This is a genomic window from Streptomyces sp. NPDC050418, assembly GCF_044458745.1.
Classification (GTDB): domain Bacteria; phylum Actinomycetota; class Actinomycetes; order Streptomycetales; family Streptomycetaceae; genus Streptomyces.
Genome location: NZ_JBITIG010000005.1, coordinates 95,520 through 116,339, shown reverse-complemented (window position 1 = coordinate 116,339; position 20,820 = coordinate 95,520). Strand labels below are relative to the sequence as shown.

The 20,820-nt window shown below is 70.7% G+C and carries 19 protein-coding genes and 1 riboswitch; of the genes, 17 read left to right on the top strand and 2 right to left on the bottom strand.

Annotation, left to right across the window (positions count from 1 at the left end):
- Window positions 1–9: 9 nt before the first annotated feature.
- Window positions 10–762, bottom strand: coding sequence for a hypothetical protein (locus ACIBI4_RS13310; RefSeq protein WP_399203897.1), 753 nt, complete (start codon window positions 760–762; stop codon window positions 10–12).
- A 202-nt stretch (window positions 763–964) separates the two neighbouring features.
- Here ACIBI4_RS13310 and ACIBI4_RS13305 point away from each other — a divergent pair, with 202 nt between their 5' ends.
- The 13 genes from ACIBI4_RS13305 (at window position 965) to ACIBI4_RS13245 (ending at window position 16,595) form a co-directional block, all read left to right on the top strand.
- Window positions 965–2,998: an N-6 DNA methylase gene (locus ACIBI4_RS13305; protein WP_399203896.1), complete on the top strand. Its 2,034-nt coding sequence runs from the start codon at window positions 965–967 to the stop codon at window positions 2,996–2,998.
- A 188-nt stretch (window positions 2,999–3,186) separates the two neighbouring features.
- Window positions 3,187–3,918 carry a hypothetical protein gene (locus tag ACIBI4_RS13300; RefSeq protein WP_399203895.1) on the top strand — a complete coding sequence of 244 codons (732 nt, stop codon included), beginning with the start codon at window positions 3,187–3,189 and terminating at the stop codon, window positions 3,916–3,918.
- Window positions 3,919–3,953: 35 nt separating this feature from the next.
- Window positions 3,954–5,453, top strand: coding sequence for a protein kinase (locus tag ACIBI4_RS13295; protein ID WP_399204300.1), 1,500 nt, complete (start codon window positions 3,954–3,956; stop codon window positions 5,451–5,453).
- A gap of 150 nt (window positions 5,454–5,603) precedes the next feature.
- Entirely contained in the window at window positions 5,604–6,257 is a 654-nt protein-coding gene (locus tag ACIBI4_RS13290) for a SurA N-terminal domain-containing protein (RefSeq protein WP_399203894.1), read from the top strand.
- Between the two features lie 88 nt (window positions 6,258–6,345).
- On the top strand, window positions 6,346–7,353 hold the full coding sequence (locus ACIBI4_RS13285) for a nucleoside triphosphate pyrophosphohydrolase (RefSeq protein WP_399203893.1): 1,008 nt from the start codon (window positions 6,346–6,348) through the stop codon (window positions 7,351–7,353).
- A complete protein-coding gene (locus tag ACIBI4_RS13280) occupies window positions 7,350–8,672 on the top strand; it encodes a cytochrome P450 (protein WP_399203892.1) in 1,323 nt (440 codons plus the stop codon). Before ACIBI4_RS13285 ends, ACIBI4_RS13280 begins: the two co-directional genes overlap by 4 nt.
- Window positions 8,673–8,924: 252 nt before the next feature.
- Window positions 8,925–9,923 carry a transglycosylase family protein gene (locus tag ACIBI4_RS13275; protein ID WP_399203891.1) on the top strand — a complete coding sequence of 333 codons (999 nt, stop codon included), beginning with the start codon at window positions 8,925–8,927 and terminating at the stop codon, window positions 9,921–9,923.
- A 206-nt stretch (window positions 9,924–10,129) separates the two neighbouring features.
- Window positions 10,130–10,319, top strand: a riboswitch (cyclic di-AMP (ydaO/yuaA leader).
- Between the two features lie 3 nt (window positions 10,320–10,322).
- Window positions 10,323–11,039 (top strand): transglycosylase family protein, encoded by a 717-nt coding sequence (locus ACIBI4_RS13270; protein WP_399203890.1) that lies wholly within the window; start codon window positions 10,323–10,325, stop codon window positions 11,037–11,039.
- A 279-nt stretch (window positions 11,040–11,318) separates the two neighbouring features.
- The gene (gene eno, locus ACIBI4_RS13265) at window positions 11,319–12,605 is read left to right on the top strand and encodes a phosphopyruvate hydratase (protein WP_399203889.1); all 1,287 of its coding nucleotides are present in this window, start codon (window positions 11,319–11,321) and stop codon (window positions 12,603–12,605) included.
- Between the two features lie 148 nt (window positions 12,606–12,753).
- Window positions 12,754–13,245 (top strand): septum formation initiator family protein, encoded by a 492-nt coding sequence (locus ACIBI4_RS13260; protein WP_399203888.1) that lies wholly within the window; start codon window positions 12,754–12,756, stop codon window positions 13,243–13,245.
- A 41-nt stretch (window positions 13,246–13,286) separates the two neighbouring features.
- Window positions 13,287–13,817, top strand: coding sequence for a DUF501 domain-containing protein (locus ACIBI4_RS13255; protein ID WP_399203887.1), 531 nt, complete (start codon window positions 13,287–13,289; stop codon window positions 13,815–13,817).
- Window positions 13,814–14,785 (top strand): exopolyphosphatase, encoded by a 972-nt coding sequence (locus ACIBI4_RS13250; RefSeq protein ID WP_399203886.1) that lies wholly within the window; start codon window positions 13,814–13,816, stop codon window positions 14,783–14,785. Before ACIBI4_RS13255 ends, ACIBI4_RS13250 begins: the two co-directional genes overlap by 4 nt.
- A gap of 409 nt (window positions 14,786–15,194) precedes the next feature.
- Complete coding sequence (locus tag ACIBI4_RS13245) at window positions 15,195–16,595, top strand: NAD(P)/FAD-dependent oxidoreductase (RefSeq protein ID WP_399203885.1); 1,401 nt, start codon at window positions 15,195–15,197, stop codon at window positions 16,593–16,595.
- A 128-nt stretch (window positions 16,596–16,723) separates the two neighbouring features.
- Here the strand turns inward: ACIBI4_RS13245 and ACIBI4_RS13240 are convergent, their stop codons facing one another.
- Window positions 16,724–17,170 (bottom strand): GNAT family N-acetyltransferase, encoded by a 447-nt coding sequence (locus ACIBI4_RS13240; RefSeq protein WP_399203884.1) that lies wholly within the window; start codon window positions 17,168–17,170, stop codon window positions 16,724–16,726.
- Window positions 17,171–17,223: 53 nt separating this feature from the next.
- Between ACIBI4_RS13240 and ACIBI4_RS13235 the strand changes: the two genes are divergently transcribed.
- The 4 genes from ACIBI4_RS13235 (at window position 17,224) to ACIBI4_RS13220 (ending at window position 20,748) form a co-directional block, all read left to right on the top strand.
- Window positions 17,224–17,838 carry a PIG-L deacetylase family protein gene (locus ACIBI4_RS13235; RefSeq protein ID WP_399203883.1) on the top strand — a complete coding sequence of 205 codons (615 nt, stop codon included), beginning with the start codon at window positions 17,224–17,226 and terminating at the stop codon, window positions 17,836–17,838.
- A 21-nt stretch (window positions 17,839–17,859) separates the two neighbouring features.
- On the top strand, window positions 17,860–18,426 hold the full coding sequence (locus ACIBI4_RS13230; protein WP_399203882.1) for a GNAT family N-acetyltransferase: 567 nt from the start codon (window positions 17,860–17,862) through the stop codon (window positions 18,424–18,426).
- A gap of 13 nt (window positions 18,427–18,439) precedes the next feature.
- Entirely contained in the window at window positions 18,440–19,291 is an 852-nt protein-coding gene (locus ACIBI4_RS13225) for a hypothetical protein (RefSeq protein WP_399203881.1), read from the top strand.
- Between the two features lie 173 nt (window positions 19,292–19,464).
- Window positions 19,465–20,748 carry a class I SAM-dependent methyltransferase gene (locus ACIBI4_RS13220; RefSeq protein WP_399203880.1) on the top strand — a complete coding sequence of 428 codons (1,284 nt, stop codon included), beginning with the start codon at window positions 19,465–19,467 and terminating at the stop codon, window positions 20,746–20,748.
- The last annotated feature ends 72 nt before the right edge of the window (window positions 20,749–20,820 follow it).

Sequence of the window (20,820 nt, the reverse complement as noted above, 5' to 3'; positions counted from 1 at the left end):
GGGCCGTGATCAGCCCGTCTTCTTCCAGTCCTTGCAGCCCGTGGTCTTGAAGTAGGCGTCCTTGGCGGTGATCGTCACGATCCCCGTGCCCTTGACGTTGTTGTTGGCGATGATGGAGTCGAGGCCCTGCTCGGCGTCCTTCGAACGCTCCCAGTAGCACATGTCGTCCGCGTTGCCGGTGGACTTGTACGTGCCGGGCGCGATGTCGACGCCGACCTTGAACATGCCGCCGTCGCCCTTGACGTCCCCGCCCTTCGGCGAGCCCTTCGCGCCCTCGTCGACCGCGGTCCAGCCCTGGCAGTCCGAGGTCTTGAAGAGCTTGTCGGCGGCCGTGATGGTCACGTACGAGGTGCCGGTGACGTTGTCGTTCGCGAGGATCGACTCCAGCTCGCCCTTGGAGTCCTTGAGGCGCTCCCAGTAGCACAGGCCGTCCTCGTTGCCCGTCGTCCGGTACGTGCCGGGCTTGACGTCCGAGCCGACCTCGAAGTCGCCGTCGCCCTCGATCGCGACCTCGGGCTCGTCGGCCTTCTTCGCGTCGCCGGACCCCTTGTCGCTGCTGCCGGACGACGTGGACGCGGACTCCTTCGAACCGTCCGAACCGCCGGAGCCGAGCGCACCGCCGATCGCGACGACCACGACGACCGCGCCGATTGCGGTGAGCACCTTGTGGCGTGCGAACCAGTTCCGTCTGGGCGGCTCGGGCTGGTGGGCGGGCTGACCGTGCTGCGGGCCGTACGAGCCGTACATCTGCTGCTGAGACATCTCGGAGCACCTTTCGTGACCACATGCACGCCGGATGACGTGCAGTTGTGAGCCCGTGAACTCGCTGGGCTGTGAACCGCGGGGTCAATAAGAGCAGAGGCTGTGAACCGAGTCAACACGGTTCACGGGATCTGGTCCGTTCACGCCTGTGAGCGGTAGGGTTCAGCGCACACACGCACTGATCCAGAGGGGAGCCCGCCGGGTGCCGGACAACGCGACAGAGGTGACCTCCGCCGGTATCGCCCGGCTCGCCGGGGTCGGCCGGGCCGCCGTGAGCAACTGGCGCCGGCGGCACGCCGACTTCCCCAAGCCCGTCGGCGGCACCGAGACAAGCCCCGCCTTCGCGCTCGCCGACGTCGAGGAATGGCTGCGCCGCCAGGGCAAACTCGCCGAGGTCCCGCTCCGTGAGCGCGTCTGGCAGCAGCTCGCCGGACATCCCGCGGGCTCCGGCGCCGCGCTCGTGCACCTCGGCTGCGGACTGCTCCTCGTCCACGAGCGCCCCACCGACTGGCTGGACCTGTCCGCCGTGTCCGACGCACGCCTGGCCGCACTGCTCCCCGACGCCTTCGCCGCCGTGCTCACCGAACGCCTCGGCGACAACCGCGCCCTGCCCACCCCGGGCACGGAAGAGCTCATCGCATCAGTGCCGTTGCTGCGCGCCACCGTCGAACTGGCCGCGGATCTCGGCACACGGCAGACCTTCGAGTTCCTGCTCGGCCGCCACCTCGACGCCAACTCCCGCCAGTACACGCCCACCCCGGCCGGCCCCGCCCAGCTGATGGCCCACCTCGCGGGCCCCGCCCGCAGCGTCCTCGACCCGGCCTGCGGCACCGGCGCCCTGCTCCGCGCCGCCGCGTCCCGCTCCGGCCCGGAGCTCCACGGCCAGGACATCGCCCCCGAACCCGCCGCGCTCGCCGCCCTGCGCCTGGCCCTCACCACCAAGGCCCCCATCCGCACGCACAGCGGCGACAGCCTGCGTGCCGACGCCTGTCCGCAGCTCAAGGCCGACGCGGTGCTCTGCCACCCGCCGTTCAACGAACGCAACTGGGGCCACGACGAACTCGCCTACGACCCGCGCTGGGAGTACGGCTTCCCCGCCCGCACCGAATCCGAGCTCGCCTGGGTCCAGCACGCCCTCGCCCACCTCACCGACGGCGGCATCGCCGTCGTCCTGATGCCGCCCGCCGCCGCCTCCCGCCGCTCCGGCCGCCGCATCCGCGCCGACCTGCTGCGCCGCGGCGCCCTGCGCGCCGTGATCGCCCTGCCCGCGGGCGCGGCGCCGCCGCACAACATCCCCCTGCACCTGTGGGTGCTGCGCCGCCCGGGCCCGGCCACCCGCCCGCCCTCCGGACTGCTCCTCATGGAGACCGCCGGCCTCGTCCCCGAGGGCCGGTCCGAACTCCCGTGGTCCGCCGTGCAGTCGGCGGTCACCGCCACCTGGGAGGCGTACGAACGCGACGGCGCCGCCGAGGAACAGCCGGGCCTGGCCCGCGCGATCCCCGTGATCGAACTCCTCGACGACGACGTCGATCTCGCGCCCGCCCGCCATCTGCCGCCGCCCGCGGCCGCCGGCGGCATCGAACAGCTCACCGCCGTACGCGAGGAACTCGCCGCCACCCTGCGCCTGGCCGGCCGCCTCACCCCGCCCGCCGCCGCGCCGGCCGCCGCGGTGCGCCGGCCGCTCACCACCGTCGGCGAACTCGCCCGCGCCGGCGCCCTCACCATGGCCCTCGGCACCGCGTCCGTCGCGCTCGGCGGCAGCGTCCCCGTCCTCACCGACCACGACGTGTTCACCGCCGCCGCCCCCTCCGGCACCCTGCCCGAGGACCACGAGGCGCCCGAACTCCTCGCGGAGGGCGACGTGGTCGTGCCCGTGCTCGGCAGCGCGGGCATCACCCGCGTGATCGACACCGCCACCGCGGGCGCCGCGCTCGGCCGCGGCCTGTGCCTGCTGCGGCCCGACCCGGCGGCCCTCGACCCGTGGTTCCTCGCCGGATTCCTGCGCGGCACCGCCAACACCCGCCAGGCCAGCAGCTACGCGTCCACCGCGACCCGGCTCGACGTCCGCCGCCTCCAGCTCCCGCGTCTGCCGCTCGACCGGCAGCGCGCGTACGGCGAGCGGTTCCGCGCACTCGCCGCCTTCGAGGACACCCTCCGGCAGACGGCCCGCCTCGGCGAACAGCTCGTCCAGGGCACGTACGACGGCCTCACGGACGGGACGATCGACCCCGGCTGACAGGAGATGAGCCCTGGAAAGGCGGCCGGAAAACGGAGTCACAGGGTCCGTGACCGGATCGAGTTCCTCGATCACGTACAACCCCGGGCCGGTTGTCATCGTCGCCTTATACGCTCGACTCCGCACACTCGTACGCTGTACTCCGCACGCTTTCGCCCGGCTCACCGTTCGTTTTCAGGAGCAGCCCCATGCACGGCCCCGGCTACGCGCCACCGCCAGGCCAGCGCCCGTCCAACGCGGCACTGGTGACCCTGCGCGTGGTGTTCGTCGTGCTCACCATCGGCACCTGCGGACTGCTCTCCTTCGCCCCGATGCTGCGGCTCGCGCTCGTCACGAAGAAGGGGCTCGACTGGGCCCTGTTCGTCGCGGCGATCGTGCTCGGCGTCGGCTCGCTCATCGCGATCGGCGCGGAGCCCACCGAGGATGTCGACACCACCCAGGAGTGGCTCGGCCTGCTCGGCATGGTGCTCACGGTGATCGGCGTCATCACGTACTACCTGTACGCGGACATCAAGCACTTCCACGGCTGGTCGGGCCCCGCCACCCTCGCCCACCCCGGCGCGCGGAAGCAGCCCCCGGCCTACGGCTACCCGGCCGGCGCACCCACGATGTACGGCCAGGCGGCGCCCTACCAGGGCGCCCCGCACCAGGCCGCACCCCACCAGAGTGCCCCGCACCCGGGTGTCACCGCCCCGATGCCCCCGGCGCACCAGCAGCCGATGCACCACCAGCCCCTCCCGCAGCAGCCGCAGCAACCCATACCCACCCCGCCCCCCGCCCCGCAGCGTCCCGCGCCCGCCCGTATCGACCAGGTCCGGGCCGAGCTCGACGAGCTGAGCAGCTTCCTGCGCGGCAGCGACGAGCCCACCGACGGGCGCGACTTCCCGCCGCGCGAGCGCCGCCCGGAGGACAACAGGTGAGCGTTCCCGGACGCCTCATCGCCGGCCGCTACGAACTGTCCACGCTCATCGGCCAAGGCGGCATGGGCCAGGTCTGGACGGCCTACGACCAGCGCCTCGACCGCCGCGTCGCCGTCAAACTCCTCCGCCCCGACAAGGTCGCCGGCCAGGAGGCCGACGAACTGCGCCGCCGCTTCGTCCGCGAATGCCGCGTCACCGCCCAGGTCGACCACCCCGGCCTCGTCACCGTGCACGACGCGGGCAGCGCGGGCGACGAGCACGGCGACCTCTACCTCGTCATGCAGTACGTGGACGGCTCCGACCTCGCCGACCACCTCGCCGAACACGACCCGTACCCCTGGCCCTGGGCCGTCGCCGTCGCCGCCCAGCTCTGCGCGGTCCTCTCCGCCGTACACGCGGTGCCGATCGTCCACCGCGACCTCAAGCCCCGCAATGTGATGGTGAAACCCGACGGCACCCTCACCGTCCTCGACCTCGGCGTCGCCTCCGTCATCGACTCCGACACCACCCGCCTCACCCACACCGGCTCACCCATCGGCAGCCCCGCCTACATGGCACCCGAGCAGGCCATGGGCGGCGCCGTCGGCCCGTACACCGACATCTACGCCCTCGGCGTCCTGCTCCACGAACTCCTCAGCGGCAACGTGCCCTTCGCCGGCACCACCGCACTCGGCGTCCTCCACCGCCACCTCTACGAACCGCCCCTGCCCGTACGCCAGTTGCGCCCCGAGACCCCGGAGGCGCTCGAAGCGCTCGTCCTGCGCATGCTCGCCAAGGACCCCCAGCACCGCCCCGCCTCCACCCAGGAGGTCTACGAGGCGCTCGTCCCGCTGCTCCCCACCCGCGGCACCCCGGGCGGCCCTCTCGACCCGACCCGCCCCTTCCTGCGCCCCAGCGCCCCCTGGCCCGACCGCGCCCGCACACCCGCCGCCGCGCCGCCCATGCCCACCGCCGCACCTGTCGACCAGCGGGCACCCGACGTCGCCCAGGCCGTCGACGACGTGAAGCGACTCCTCGGCGAAGGCCGCATCACCCAGGCCGTCGACATCCTCGGCGCGATCCTGCCCGCCGCCGCCGCACAGCACGGCGAGCACTCACCCGTCGTGCGCACCCTGCGCAAGCAGTACGCGGCCACGCTCATGGACGACGGCCAGTACCGCCGCGCCCTGCCCGAACTGCGCCGCCTCGCCGACGAACGCGCCACGGAGGCCGGCGTCGCCGACCCGGCCGCCCTCCAGTTCCGCTACGACGCCGCCCAGTGCCTCGAACAGCTCGGCGAACCCGCCGCCGCACTCGCCGAATACCGCGCGCTGCTGCCGTACTACGAGAACCAGTACGCCACCACCGACCGCGAACTCGCCCTCGAAGTCCGCCGCCGCATCGGCCACTTGCTGCTCGCCCTCGGCGACCGCACCGCCGCCCACGACATGCTCCGCGGCCTCCTCCACGACGCGGAACGCCAGTACGGACCGGGCCACACCTTCCCTGCGGAGGTCCGGCGCACGCTGCACTGGCTGGGCCAGGTACGCGGCTGAAGCCCCACTCCCAGGACGGGCGCATCCCGAACTGGCCATGAATCGTTGGTCGAACCAGTGGCCGAACCCCCGACCACTCCCTACCATCGATCACCGCAGGCTTGTGCACCGAAGCACAATCTCGCCCGCCGTAGCCGCCGGGAGGCCCACTTGCACCGCCGCCGTCGCACCGCGCTCACCGTCTCCGCCGCGCTTCTCGTCGCGGCGCCGCTCCTGGCGGCCTGCTCCAACGAGGCGCATCCCGGCGCCGCCGCCGTCGTCGGCGACGAGCGCATCTCCGTGGCACAGCTCCAGGAGCGGGTCGGCGAGGTGCGCACCGCCCAGCAGGAGGCCACCGCCGACTCCGCCGCGTACGCCCAGGCCGTCGAGAAGACGGGCGGGCTCACCCGCGACACCCTCCACGCCATGGTCTTCGAGCGCGTCCTGCACCAGGCCGCCGTCGACGCGGGCGTCACCGTCTCCCGCAAGGAAGTCCAGGAGCGGCGGGCCTGGTTCCTCGACCGGGCCGGCAGCCCCGAAGCACTGGAGATGGGACTGCTGCAGCAGTACAACATCGCGCCGTCGCGGATCGACGAATCCCTGCGCTCCGACCTCGAGGGCATGAAGCTCTACGAGTCCCTGGGCGCCGACCCGCAGACCGACGCCGGCCAGCAGGCCTTCTTCAAGGCACTCTCCGACGCGTCCCGCACCCTCGACGTGGACCTCAACCCGCGTTACGGCACCTGGGACATGACGAAGAGCGGCCGCACGGACGTACGCACCCCCTGGGTCCGCGAGGTGACCGGCTCCGCCGAGGAGGCGTAGCCACGGAGGCAGCGACCACCGAGGAGGCGCAGCCCCCGGAGACGGGGACCGCCGCAGTGGTGAGCGGCGGCGAGGTACGTTGACGGACGTGAACGCTCCCGCCGCTCCCGACGCCCCCGGCCGCATCATCCTGCTGACCACGACCCACCGCGTGGCCCCCGGCCTGCTCTCCTGGCCGGCCTGGCAGACCCTGCACGCCGCCGACCAGGTCCTGTGCGCGGACGACGCCCACCCCCACCTCCCGTATCTGCGCGAGGCGGGCATCACCGTGGCGGCCGGTGCGCCCACCGCCGAGGAGCTCGTGACCGCGTGCACAGGCGGCCGCACCGTGGTCGTGATCGCGGGCGGCGAGGGCGACCAGGGCCTTACCGACGGTCTCGCCCGGCTCGCGGGCTCCGGCCGTGTGGAGATGCCCGACCTCGAACTCCTCCCCGGCTCCTACGACCTGCCCGGCGCCCGCCTCCTCGACCTCGTCCAGGTCATGGACCGCATCCGCCGCGAATGCCCCTGGTCCTCGCAGCAGACCCACAAGGGCCTGGCCAAGTACGGCATCGAGGAGGCCTACGAACTCGTCGAGGCCATCGAGGACGGCGACCGCACCGAGCTCCGCGAGGAACTCGGCGACGTCCTCCTCCAGGTCGTCTTCCACGCCCGCATCGCCGCCGAGGACGAGGACGAACCCTTCGACATCGACGACGTGGCGGCCACGATCATCACCAAGCTCATCCACCGCCACCCGCACGTCTTCGGCGACGACACGGCGCGGACCCCCGAGGACGTCAAGGCACACTGGCTCCGCACGAAGGCCGAGGAGAAGCAGCGCACCTCGGTCACGGAAGGCATCCCGCTGGGCCAGCCCGGCCTCGCCCTGGCCGCCAAACTCGCCTCCCGCGTCCGCACGGCATCCCTCGACGTCCCCCTGCCCCAGGGCCCGGGCCTCGGCTACGACCTCCTCGCCCTCGCGGTCCGCGCGGAGTCCGAGGGAGTCGACCCGGAGACGGCGCTGCGGGCGGCGGGGCGGGTGTACAGGGATGCGATTCTCGCGGTCGAGGCGGGAAAGAAGGGGAGCGGCGAGGCGGATACGGTCGAGGGGTGACCAGCACCAACCCGAGCACCGCCCCGAGCACCGCCCCGGACATCACCCCCGGCAGCCCTGCCCCGGAACTCTTCACCTGGGAGTTCGCCACCGACCCCTACCCCGCCTACGCCTGGCTGCGCGAGCACGCGCCCGTGCACCGCACCACGCTGCCCAGCGGGGTGGAGGCGTGGCTGGTCACCCGGTACGCCGACGCCAAGCAGGCGCTCGCCGACCAGCGGCTCAGCAAGAACCCGGCCCACCACGACGAGCCCTCGCACGCGAAGGGCAGGACGGGCATCCCCGGCGAACGCAAAGCCGACCTGATGACCCATCTGCTCAACATCGACCCGCCGGACCACACCCGGCTGCGGCGCCTCGTCTCGAAGGCGTTCACCCCGCGCAGGGTCGCCGCGTTCGCCCCGCGCGTGCAGGAGCTGACGGACCACCTGATCGACGGCTTCGCGCAGAAGGGCAGCGCGGACCTGATCCACGAGTTCGCCTTCCCGCTCCCCATCTACGCGATCTGCGACCTGCTCGGCGTACCGGCCGAGGACCAGGACGACTTCCGCGACTGGGCGGGCATGATGATCCGGCATGGCGGCGGCCCGCGCGGGGGAGTGGCCCGCTCGGTGAAGAAGATGCGCGGCTATCTCGCCGAGCTGATCCACCGCAAGCGCGCCGAGCTGCCCGAACACCCCTCCCCGGATGAGGACTTGCTCTCGGGCCTGATCCGCGCGAGCGACCACGGCGAGCATCTGACCGAGAACGAAGCGGCAGCGATGGCTTTCATTTTGTTGTTCGCAGGTTTCGAAACTACGGTCAATTTGATCGGTAATGGCACCTTTCAACTTCTCATGCATCCGGAACAGCGCACCCTCCTCCAGGAGTCCCTGGCGGCGGGGGAGCGCGGCCTCCTGGAGACCGGTATCGAGGAACTCCTGCGGTACGACGGGCCGGTGGAGCTCGCCACCTGGCGTTTCGCCACCGAGCCGCTGACCATCGGCGGGGAGCGGATCGCGGCCGGCGACCCGGTCCTCGTCGTCCTAGCCGCCGCCGACCGCGACCCCGAGCGCTTCACCGCGCCCGACACCCTCGACCTCGCCCGCCGCGACAACCAGCACCTCGGATACGGGCACGGCATCCACTACTGCCTCGGCGCGCCCCTGGCCCGCCTCGAAGGCCAGGCGGCCCTCGCCACGCTCCTGACCCGGCTGCCGGATCTCCGGCTTGCGGGGGAACCAGGTGATTTGAGGTGGCGTGGGGGGCTCATCATGCGTGGATTGCGGGCTCTTCCGGTCGAGTTCACACCGGAGACCGCGCCACCGGTAACGGGCTGACGACCGCTCGTAACTGACGCCTTGTCAAAACTGTGACTTTCACGTGATCTGCGCTGCATCGACTTGTGACTGACGTTCGATTGCGGCTACGTTCACCGCTTAGCTCAACTGTCACGGCAGTGTCGGCGCAGCGGTGTCGTCACGGCGGTGCAGGCAAGGCAGTGCAGTCACGCGAAAGGCGTTCACATGCTTTCCGGGAACGGTCGTCACCGTCGCCCCCGCCAGGCTCCCGCCCTGGTCGTCGCAGCCGGAGTGACCGGCTCAGCACTCGCGCTGCCGCTGTTCGGTGCGTCGGGTGCGAGCGCGGCCGACGGCGCGCAGTGGGACCGGCTCGCCGAGTGCGAGAGCGGTGGCGTGTGGAGTGCGAACTTCGGCAACGGGTATTACGGCGGGCTGCAGTTCGACCAGGCGACCTGGGAGGAGTTCGGCGGGCTCGACTATGCGCCGACCGCCGATCTGGCCAGCCGCTCCGAGCAGATAGCCGTGGCCGAGAAGGCGCTGGATGCGCGGGGGGTCCAGGCCTGGGCCACGTGTGCGCCGGTCGCCGGGCTCGGGCAGGCGGGTGCGGACGAGTCCGCCGACGCCGGTGACGAGCAGGGTGGTGGGAGCGAGGCGTCCGACCGGGCCAAGTCCGGTGATGACTCGGATGGCTCGGGTGAGTCGGATGAGTCGGGTAAGGCCGATAAGGGGAGTAAGGGCGATACGTCTGATTCGGGCGAGCGGGGTGGGCAGGGCGAGTCGGCCGACCCCTCTGCTCCCGAGGCGACGACGCTTCCGACGCTGCCCCTCTTCCCGTCCTACGGCGGCGGCGACTGGAACGCCGGCGGTTCCGCGGGCGGCGCCACCGAGACCCCCGGGGATGATCTGGGCATTCCGGACGAGCTGCCCACTCCCGGCGCGACCGGCGAGGCGGACGGCAGTGACAAGTCCGACAACTCCGGCGGCGAGTCCGGCACTTCGTCCGAGGACTCCTCCGGCCGTCACCGTGGCGACCGCGCCGCCGACGACTCCGCGGACACCGAGCGCGGCTCCTCCGGCCGTCACGCCTCGCGTGACGACGCCTCGGGCCGCGACAAGGGCGCCTCGGACGATCCGTACACCGTGCGGCCCGGCGACAGCCTCTGGGGCATCGCCGACGAGCAGGAGGTCGACGGCGGCTGGTCCGCCCTTTACGGCGGCAACCGCCTGGTCATCGGGGATGACCCGGACTTCATCGTGCCCGGTCAGAACCTTGATCTCGGAGTGAAGTGACGGCGTAACACGGGTGCGGACATAGGCCAGTTCAGCCGTGAATGTCCGTAATAAAGGAGCTTCGGGGGAAGTGAGAGATGGGTCTCACGTCCCCCGATTCTCTTTGTCTTTCCGGTGTTTGCCTGTTTACGGTCGTGACCGCTCGCCACTGGCGGGCCCCGACGACCGCACGCCGAATCCTGCCGGCGGTCACCCGGGAACAGTCGTCGCGTCATGCGCCGTAGGCAGGAGCGGGGGACCCAAGGTTTGTGCCGTGAGCGGCGGTTGAGAGACCGCCGGTCCGGCTTGGGGTGAAGTGTCCGATATCTACGAGCTGCTGCTCGTGGAGGACGGACGCCGGGTACTCACTGGACCCGAACCCGACAGCTCACCTCGCAGGCGTCGGTGAGGGGAAACTCCATGCTGTTTTCGGGCAAGGGCACCGGTAAGCACCGTCGTCTGACCAAGAGCGAGAAGGCCGTCCGCGCCGTCACCCTGGCGGGTGTCGCCGGCGCCGCCGTCGCCGCGCCGCTGATGACCGCGGGCTCCGCCTCGGCCGCGACCGCCTCCGAGTGGGACCAGGTCGCGCAGTGCGAGGCCGGTGGCAACTGGTCGATCAACACGGGCAACGGCTACTACGGCGGCCTCCAGTTCTCGGCCTCCACCTGGGCCGGCTACGGCGGCACCGCGTACGCGCCGACCGCCGACCAGGCGACCAAGGACCAGCAGATCGCCATCGCCGAGAAGGTCCTCGCGGGCCAGGGCAAGGGCGCCTGGCCGAGCTGTGGCGTGGGCCTGTCCAACGCGACGTACAGCGGTGGCGCCGCCGAGGCCGCCCCCCAGCAGGAGGCCCCGAAGCAGGAGGCCCCGAAGCAGGAGGCCCCGAAGCAGGAGGCCGCCCCGCAGCGCGACTCCGCCCCGAAGGCCGACCGCTCCAAGCGCACCGTCGAGACCCCGACCGGCAAGAAGGTCAAGAAGGGTGACGGCGAGTACAAGGTGAAGGCCGGTGACACCCTCTCGAAGATCGCCGAGGCGAAGGACGTCAAGGGCGGCTGGGAGAAGCTCTTCAAGCTGAACGACGACATCGTCGAGGACGCGGACTTCATCTACCCGGGTCAGCAGCTCCACCTGAGCTGATCCGGCGGGCCGGCTCCCGGTGAGCCGGCCACCTCGGGCGATTCCCCCCATGCCCCCACAAAGCTCCCGCCCCGGCGCGCCATCCCCCGTGCGCGCCGGGGCGGGTCTGTTTTCACGGACAGGGCCCTTCTGCCCCGTAATACGGGCCTTCGGGCCTCTTTTCGTCCCAGGGGACGGGCGGTCGGCTGGCCGATGCCTCAGAGGCGGTTAGGCTCGTGTCGCAAGGCCAAAGAGACCCTGCACCCATGCGTCACATATTGCGTCACATCCCAGAAGGAGATGCTCGTGCCGTCCATCGACGTCGTCGTAGCCCGGGAAATCCTGGACTCCCGAGGTAACCCCACGGTCGAGGTCGAGGTCGGCCTCGACGACGGCAGCACGGGTCGTGCTGCTGTTCCGTCCGGTGCCTCCACCGGTGCGTTCGAGGCTGTTGAGCTCCGCGACGGAGACGCCAACCGCTACCAGGGCAAGGGCGTCGAGAAGGCCGTCCTGGCCGTCATCGAGCAGCTCGGCCCGGAGCTCGTCGGCTACGACGCCACCGAGCAGCGCCTCATCGACCAGGCCATGATCGACCTGGACGCCACCGACAACAAGGGCTCGCTCGGCGCCAACGCCATCCTCGGCGTCTCGCTCGCCGTGGCCCACGCCGCCTCCGAGGCCAGCGACCTGCCGCTGTTCCGCTACCTGGGCGGCCCGAACGCGCACCTGCTGCCCGTTCCGATGATGAACATCCTCAACGGTGGGTCGCACGCCGACTCCAACGTGGACATCCAGGAGTTCATGATCGCCCCGATCGGCGCGGAGTCCTTCTCCGAGGCCCTGCGCTGGGGCACCGAGGTCTACCACACGCTGAAGTCCGTGCTGAAGAGCAAGGGCCTGGCCACCGGCCTCGGCGACGAGGGCGGCTTCGCCCCGAACCTGGGCTCCAACCGCGAGGCCCTCGACCTCATCGTCGAGGCCATCAAGCAGGCCGGTTACATCCCCGGCCAGCAGATCGCGCTCGCGCTCGATGTCGCCGCCTCCGAGTTCTACAAGGACGGCAAGTACGAGTTCGAGGGCAAGTCCCTCTCGGCCGCCGAGATGACCGAGTACTACGAGGGTCTCGTCGCCGACTTCCCGCTGGTCTCCATCGAGGACCCGCTGTTCGAGGACGACTGGGCGGGCTGGAAGGTTCTCACCGACAAGCTGGGCGAGAAGGTCCAGATCGTCGGCGACGACTTCTTCGTCACCAACCCGGAGCGTCTGGCCCGCGGCATCGAGGAGGGCTCCGCCAACGCCCTCCTGGTCAAGGTGAACCAGATCGGTTCGCTCACCGAGACCCTGGAAGCCGTCGCGCTCGCGCAGAACAACGGCTACAAGTGCATGATGTCCCATCGCTCCGGCGAGACCGAGGACGTCACGATCGCCGATCTGGCCGTCGCCACCAACTGCGGCCAGATCAAGACCGGCGCCCCGGCCCGCTCCGAGCGCGTCGCCAAGTACAACCAGCTGCTGCGCATCGAGGAGATCCTCGACGACGCCGCGGTGTACGCCGGCCGCAGCGCGTTCCCGCGCTTCAAGGGCTGAGCACCCCCGGATAGCCGCGACTAGCCAGTCGTACGGGCTTTGCATCCAAGGGAATAATCAAGGAGCAAAGGCGTAGCGAAGCGAAGCGTCCCCGCACCCGGTCCCGTACCGTGTGCGGGGACGTCGGCGTGTACGGGGAGGCGAGGACATGGGAGCCACGAAGGAGCGGGACCGGTTCTCCACCGCCACCCGTATCCGGCTGCTCGGCGAGCAGACCGCCGCCCGTGTCTACCGCTCCCAGACCCGCCGCCAGGCCCGCCGTTCCCGCCTCACGGGCCGCGCCGCGCTCCTCGCGCTGGTGCTGTGCTCGCTGATCGTGGCGCTCGCGTATCCGATAAGGCAGTACGTGGCCCAGCGCGCCGATATCGCCGAGCAGCAGCGCCTCCTCGACGAGGAGCGGGCCGAGACCGAGCGGCTGCGCGACGAGAAGGCCCGCTGGCAGGACCCGGCCTATGTCGAGCGCCAGGCGCGCGAGCGGCTGCACATGGTGCGGCCCGGCGAGACCGGTTACACGGTGGTGGACCCGTCCGCGGCCCGCGAGCGCCGCAAGGACACCAAGGCCACCGCCGACCGTGCCTGGTACGTCAACCTCTTCGACGGCGTCGACAGGATGGACCAGGCCGGCCAGGCCGACGACTGACCCGACCGCTGTTGTTCCTCTTCACTAGCGAAAGACCAGGCATGCAGACCCCGCCGCCCTCCACCCCGCGCACCGAGCCCACCGACGCCGACGTCGAGGCCTTCAAGCAGCAGCTCGGGCGCCCGCCGCGCGGCCTGCGGGCCATCGCGCACCGCTGTCCCTGCGGCCAGCCCGACGTGGTCGAGACCGCGCCGCGGCTGCCCGACGGCACGCCCTTCCCGACGCTGTACTACCTGACGTGCCCGAAGGCCGCCTCGGCGATCGGCACGCTGGAGGCGAACGGCGTGATGAAGGAGATGACCGAGCGTCTCAAGACGGACCCGGAGCTCGCCGCCGCCTACCGTGCGGCGCACGAGGACTACATCCGGCGCCGCGACGAGATCGAGGTGCTCCAGGGCTTCCCGTCGGCGGGCGGCATGCCGGACCGCGTGAAGTGTCTGCACGTCCTGGTCGGCCACTCGCTCGCCGCGGGTCCGGGTGTGAACCCGCTCGGCGACGAGGCGCTCGCGATGCTGCCGGAGTGGTGGCGCAAGGGTGCGTGCGTGACCCTCGCCGACGGGGAGTCGGAGTGACCCGCGTCGCCGCGGTCGACTGCGGCACGAACTCGATCCGCCTCCTGGTCGCCGACGTGACCGTGTCCGACAGCGCCTCCGGCGCGGGTGCGACGGGTGAACTCACCGACCTGGACCGGCGGATGACGATCGTGCGCCTGGGCCAGGGCGTGGACCGCACGGGCCGGCTCGCGCCCGAGGCCCTGGAGCGCACGTTCGCCGCGTGCCGTGAATACGCGGCGGTCATCAAGGAGTTGGGCGCCGAGAAGGTCCGCTTCGTGGCGACCTCGGCCTCGCGCGACGCCTCCAACCGCGACGACTTCGTACGGGGCGTCCTGGACATCCTGGGCGTGGAGCCCGAGGTCATCAGCGGTGACGAGGAGGCGCAGCTCTCGTTCGCGGGGGCGGCGAGCGCGCAGCGCGAGCACGGGGACGCCCGCCCGGTGCGCACCCTCGTCTTCGACGTGGGCGGCGGCTCGACGGAGTTCGTCCTCGGCTCGCAGAGCGCGGCGGGCGCGACGGTGGACGCCGCGCGCTCCGTCGACATCGGCTGCGTCCGGCTCACGGAACGCCACGGCCTGACCGGTGAGCCCCTGACCGACGAGCAGATCGCGGCGGTCCGTGCCGACATCGGGCAGGCGCTCGACGCGGCGGCCGGGGCGGTCCCGCTCACCGAGGCCGACGTGTACATCGGTCTGGCGGGCACGGTGACCACGCTCGCCGGGATCGCGCTGGAGCTGCCGGAGTACGACTCGGCGGCGATCCACCGCTCCGTCCTCACGTACGACCAGGTCAAGGCGGTCACGCACCGGCTGATCCACGCCACCCACGACGAGCGCGCCGCGATCCCCGTGATGCACCCCGGCCGGGTGGACGTGATCTGTGCGGGCGCGCTGATCGTGCTGGCGATCATGGAGCGGACCGGCGCGCGCGAGCTCCTGGTGTCGGAGCACGACATCCTCGACGGCATCGCGCTGTCGGTGGCGTAAGAGCCTGCTCGGTCCCCTCAAGCGCCTTTGAATCCATGGCCGCGGGCCGGAATGAGGTCTTCCGGCCCGCGGTCCACAGGAACTTCGTGAAGTTCTTCACAAGGAAATGGCGCCCCTTGGGTGAACAAGTCGGCCCGGGAGCCCGAATCGGGGACGCCGCGGCTGCTCACGGGTTGATTCCGGGGCGTTCCGCGGGGCTGGCCGGGCGGTGAACTCGGGCGGTGGTCCAGTGCCTTGAAGCCCGGGAAACCCAGCTCAATAGGGGTGAACAACGTTCTCCCGTACACCATGGTTCCCTTGCGTGACCATGAGCTGCGTCACGCGAGCCGCGCAGTGTAGCAGAGGGCATCAACAACCTTGTGAAGGGGCGCACGAGCGACCCCCGCCACCCGGGTGGATACTCGATGGCATGAGCACCACGGAGCGTCCCAGGATCCTCGTAGTAGGTGGCGGGTACGTAGGCCTGTACGCAGCTGCGCGCATCCTCAAGAAGATGCGCTACGGCGAAGCGACCGTCACGGTCGTCGACCCGCGGTCGTACATGACGTACCAGCCCTTCCTCCCCGAAGCCGCCGCCGGCAGCATCTCGCCTCGGCACGTCGTCGTCCCGCTGCGACGCGTGCTGCCCAAGGCAGAGGTCCTCACCGGCCGGGTCACCACCATCGACCAGGACCGCAAGGTCGCCTCGATCGCCCCGCTGGTCGGCGAGGCGTACGAGCTGCCCTTCGACTACCTGGTGATCGCGCTCGGCGCCGTCTCCCGTACCTTCCCGATCCCCGGCCTCGCCGAGCAGGGCATCGGCATGAAGGGCATCGAGGAGGCCATCGGCCTGCGCAACCACGTCCTCGAGCAGCTCGACAAGGCCGACTCCACCCAGGACGAGGAGGTCCGCCGCAAGGCGCTGACCTTCGTCTTCGTCGGTGGTGGCTTCGCCGGAGCCGAGACGATCGGCGAGGTCGAGGACATGGCCCGCGACGCGGCCAAGTACTACACCAACGTCTCGCGTGACGACATGCGCTTCGTGCTCGTCGACGCCGCGGACAAGATCCTTCCCGAGGTCGGGCCGAAGCTCGGCCAGTACGGCAAGGAGCACCTGGAGAGCCGCGGCATCGAGATCTACCTCTCGACGTCCATGGACTCCTGCGTCGACGGCCACGTGGTCCTGAAGAACGGCCTCGAGGTCGACTCCAACACGATCGTGTGGACCGCGGGCGTCAAGCCCAACCCGGCGCTGCAGCGCTTCGGTCTGCCGCTCGGCCCGCGCGGCCACGTCGACACCCAGACGACCCTCCAGGTCCAGGGCAGCGACTACATCTGGGCCGCGGGCGACAACGCCCAGGTCCCGGACCTCGCCGTCGGCGAGGGCGCCTGGTGCCCGCCGAACGCCCAGCACGCGCTGCGTCAGGCGAAGGTCCTCGGCGACAACGTGATCTCCGGTATGCGGGGCTTCCCGCAGAAGGAGTACAAGCACGCCAACAAGGGTGCGGTGGCGGGCCTCGGCCTCCACAAGGGCGTCGCGATGATCGTCATGGGCAAGATGAAGATCAAGCTCAAGGGCCGTCTCGCCTGGTACATGCACCGCGCGTACCACGGCATGGCGATGCCGACGTTCAACCGCAAGATCCGCGTCTTCGCGGACTGGACGCTCGCGATGTTCCTCAAGCGCGAGGTCGTCTCCCTCGGTGCCCTCGAGGCGCCGCGCGAGGAGTTCTTCGAGGCGGCCCGTCCCGCCCCGGTGGCTCCGCCGGCCGCGGAGAAGACCCCCGCGACCACCGCGTCCTCGGTGTCCGAGAAGGCCAAGGCCTCCTAGCACCACCTGCACCACCCCCGAAGGGGCCGTCCGCCATCCGTGGTGCGGACGGTCCCTTCGGCATGTCGGGGACGTGATGCCGGAATGGTTCGGCGGTCGGTACAGGGCGCCGGACCGGTCCCGGCGCCTCAGACATCGGTGTCCGTGAGCGGGTAGCGGTAGAGGGTCGACTGTCGTGGCACGAAGCCGATCCGTCGGTACAGCCGGTTCGCCGCCTCGCGCGACGGCCGCGAACTGAGATCGACGGTTACGGCCCCCGAGTCTCCGGCCAGTCGGATCGCCTCACGTGTGAGTGCCTCTCCGACGCCCTGGCCCCGGGCGCCCGTGTCGACCACGACGTCTTCGATGAATGCCCGCACGCCGCTCGGGAGTGGGAACCGCACTAAGGTGAGCATGCCGACGATTCGTCCGTCGCGCTTCGCCACGAGCAGCGTGGTTGCCTCGCAAGCGAGGATGGCGCGGAGCTCCTTGACTCCGAACTTTGTTGCGGCAGGAGCCAGTTGGGGCAGCAGTGCGGACAGTGACGCAACTGCCATAGGTTCCTCGGCCTTGAGCTCTTCAATGACGAGTTCCATGCGCCGATCATAGGGATGCCGGGTGCCGGCGAGTGCTCCCTCCTGGAGGACAGATGAGTCGTCACATCATGGCTGTCGGTGCGCACCCGGACGACATCGAATACGGCTGTGGGGGTGCACTGTTGCGCCATGCCGAGTCCGGTGACGCCGTCACGATGGTCGTGCTGAGCGACGGGGCGCGGGGCGGACCGCCCACGCAACGCCTGGCCGAACAGCTCAGTGCCTGTGGCCAGATAGGGGCCGAGTTGGAGATGCTGGAGCGGCCGGACGGTGATCTAGGTCCGGTCCTGCCGCTCATCGACAGTCTCGAGCACCTGATAGGCGAGCGTGAGCCGGACATCGTCTACACGCATCTCGCCCGCGACCAGCACCAGGATCATGCCGCCACTCACCATGCGGTGCGGGTGGCCGCCCGCCGTTGCCGCAACCTCCTGCTCTTCGAATCCCCCAGCTCGGCGCCGCTCGAGCGGGGAGTCGTGGTGGACATCAGCGATCACATCAAGCAGAAGATCGCCCTGCTGGCGCACCACGCGTCGCAGGTGGCGCGCATGCCGCAATTGGGCGAGGAAGGCATCACCGCACGGGCGTACCTGCACGGAACACGCTTCGGATGCCGGTACGCGGAACTGTTCGAACCGGTTCGATATCACATGGATCCGGCTGTCTGAGCAGCCGACCGAGGGAGTCTTGTGGACCGTCCAACGGCGATCGACCTTTCGATACGCGTCACATCAACGCTCTCGGACGAAGAGCGCGAAGAGCTCCTTGGCATGCTGCGCGAGGCGTTCGGCCCAGGCAGGGACGGTGCCCCGCACCGGTATGACGAGACGTCCTGGCAGCACTGCCAAGGTGGTACGCACTTTCTGCTGCGCCACGAAGGCCGGCTGGCTTCCCACGCGGCGCTGGTGCCACGAACGGTGGAGCAGGGCGGACTCCAATGGCGTTGCGCCTACGGAGAGTCCATGGCCACGCTACCGGACCTGCGACACCTTGGGCTGGGCACCTGCCTGCTCGCGCTGGCTTCGCAGGAGGTCAAGAACGCGTACGACATCGGGGCGTTCGGTGCCAGCAAGTACGGCTATTACGGGCGGATGGGCTGGGAGAGGTGGCCGGGCAGGACCTTCCACCTCAAGGACGGCAAGCGTGCGGAGAGCTGTGCGAACGGCGGTGACGTCATGTACCTGCTGCCCGACCACAGTGCGATCGATCCGAACGGTGAACTGACCATCGACTGGCGTGAGGGCGACATATGGTGATCGGACTCGGCGCATGCTGACGGACATCCTGCAGAATGTCGCGGCGGACCTCACGGTCGCAGCGATGGCGACCGGCGCAGGCTACGGCCTGCTGAGGCACCAGAACAGGGGACTGGCCCACCTGCTGGGGGCCAAGGGGGATAGGCGGATCCTCATCGTCCTGCCCGACCTGCGCGTCCAGCCCGGCGGCACCGCGGGCAATCATCGCGGCACCGGCTATGTCGGCCAGGCCGTGGCACGCAACGAGTTCGAAGCCGTCGTGGCCCTGCGGGAGATGCTCTCCTCACCGCTGGCCAGGCTGGTTGGGCACAGGCGTTCTGGCCGGGAGGAACCGCGCATCGGCTCATCGGGCCCGGTCGAGGCCACGGTTATGTGCCCGCCGATCGCGGACCTGCAGCCCGCCCTGGCCGCGCCAGAGCCGTTGAAGGCCCTGCCCGGCAGCCTCAGCGGGCGCAGTCTGCTCCTGATCGGAGGCCCCGCCTACAACCATCTGTCCGACATCGCCCTCAAGCACCCGGCGTGCCAGGCAGTTCCAGAGCTGCAGGACGGCGAATGGGGGCTTCGGCTGACCGTCGGCAGCCCACGACAGTTCTACGCGGGCCGCGGCCCGGCCCACAGCGGGGAGATCGGCCTCATCGCGGGCTTCGCGATCGAGGAGGGCGGTCCCACGGTCACGGTCTGCGCGGGCAGCAGCGACATCGCCACGCGAGCCGCGCTGACCTACCTTCAGACGCACCGGAAAGCGATCACAAGGGTAGCTCGGGGCCGCTCGTACTCGGTGCTTCTCTCGGTGGATACGGTGGTAGGTACGACCCTGTGGATCGCTGTCCTGGCGGACGGACGCAGCGTCGGTCTGCCCGTCTGACGTCGATCTGGCCGCCCCTTCCCGGTGACCCATGCCGTCCGGCGGCAGAGGCCACCGCGATGGAGCACTGAGCCGTGGCACATGGACTCCAATAGGCTCTCCGGGCTTGAAATCGGCGTCGCCGGTGTTTACGTGGGTGAGGAACCGTTCCGAGACAGGGAAGGTGATCCACCATGGCGGACGCCGCGCAGCGGCTGGCAGGACTCGCCGAGCAGCTGCTGGGTACCGGGCTCCCGGTGCGCCTGCGCGCCTGGGACGGCAGCGAGTACGGCCCCCCGAACACCCCCACCCTCGTCGTCCGCCACCGCCGCGCCCTGCGCCGCATCCTGTTCAGGCCGGGCGAGTTGGGCCTCGCACGCGCCTGGGTGGCCGGGGAGATCGACGTCGAGGGCGACCTGTACGAGGCGCTCGGTGCGATCTCCGGTCTCGTCTGGGAGCGCGACGACCTGCCGGGCCCGTCCCTGCGCGACCGGGCCACCCGCGCCGCCGTACGCGAACTCGTGCGCCTCGCGGGCCCGTTCCCGCCGCCGCCCCCGCCGCGCGAAGAGGTGCGCCGCCGCACCGGCGCCCTGCACACGAAGATCCGCGACCGCCGCGCGATCAGTCACCACTACGACGTGGGCAACGACTTCTACGCCCTGGTCCTGGGACCGTCGATGGTCTACTCGTGCGCCTACTGGACCGAGGACGGCACCCTGGAGGACGCCCAGCGCGACAAGCTCGAACTCGTCGCGCGCAAGCTGGACCTGAGACCCGGGATGCGGCTTCTGGACGTCGGCTGCGGCTGGGGCTCCCTCGCCCTGCACACCGCCCGCGAGCACGGCGTGGACGTCGTCGGCATCACGCTCTCGCGCGAGCAGGCCGCGTACGCGAGGAAGCGCATCGCCGACGCGGGCCTCACCGGCCAGGTGGAGATCCGCGTCCAGGACTACCGCGACGTCAGCGACGGACCGTACGACGCCATCGCCTCGATCGGGATGGCCGAGCATGTCGGCTCCGTGCAGTACCTGGCGTACGCACGCACCCTGCACGCCCTGCTCAAGCCCGGCGGTCGGCTGCTCAACCATCAGATCGCGCGGCGCCCGCAGGAGGACGAAGGGGAGTACAGCCTCGACGCGTTCATCGACGGGTACGTCTTCCCGGACGGCGAGCTGGCCCCGCTCGGCCGGACGGTCACGCAGCTGGAGTCGGCCGGGTTCGAGGTGCGCGACGTGGAGTCGCTCCGCGAGCACTACGCCCTGACCCTGCGCAAGTGGGTCGCGAACCTGGAGGCCGACTGGCCCGAGGCCATCCGGCTCTCCTCACCGGGCCGCGCCCGCGTCTGGCGCCTCTACATGGCGGCGAGCGCCCTGGCCTTCGAGCGCCACCGCATCGGCGTCAACCAGGTCCTCGCGGTGCGCACCGCCCGCTCCGGCGCCTCCGGACTGCCCCTGCGCACCCGCGTGTGGACCGGCTGACCCGTACGCGAGGTGGGCGCCGGACGCGAGCAGCAAGGCGCCCGGTGCCCATCGCATGAAGATACGGATCAC